We start from the raw sequence: 589 nt of genomic DNA on the forward strand, positions 1-589 counted from the left end.
GTCAGGGTGCGAAGCAATTGTCCGACGACTTGTCCCGCTATGTCGGCAAGCAGGCCATCGACAAAGGCATTTTGAAGGTTTCGCTGGAAGGTGGTGCCTACAAGATCCTGTTCGATTTCAAGGCACTTGCCGCATCATTTCCGGACCAGAAACTGCTGAAGTTCGACTTTGCGCCCTATGCCCTGATGGTCAAGCCGCGCAGCGACGGATCCTGGGATGTCTCGATGGATTTCTCCCAGAGCGCCTCCTTCGAGTTCAACGGACCCGAAGGACTGCAAAGCACTCAGTTTTCGATCAAGGACGGCAAGGGCTCGGGCGTCTACGATCCAAATCTGGCGGCCTTCACCAGCGGCACCAGTTCGATGGCCGGCATGACGATGACGTCGAAGGATGCCAAGCAGCACATGGAGGCCAGCGCCGGCGCTGGCATCGCGACCGTTGCCGCGACCAAGTCGGCGACCGGGGGCGTCGATTTCACAACCTCGCAGAAGGTGTCGAGGTTTGTCGAAGCGATCAATTTCGATGACCCCGAGAGCGGGCTGAAATTCCCGGTCACCGTCAGGTCGCCGGAACTATCGGTCGAAGCCCT

General features: G+C 58.7%; 1 pseudogene. It reads left to right on the top strand.

Annotation, left to right across the window (positions count from 1 at the left end):
• Positions 1-17: 17 nt before the first annotated feature.
• Positions 18-589 (top strand): annotated as a pseudogene (locus EN991_RS38915) (hypothetical protein); the annotation flags it as partial.

The sequence above is a fragment of the Mesorhizobium sp. M7A.F.Ca.US.005.03.2.1 genome, assembly GCF_003997795.1.
Lineage (GTDB): Bacteria > Pseudomonadota > Alphaproteobacteria > Rhizobiales > Rhizobiaceae > Mesorhizobium > Mesorhizobium ciceri.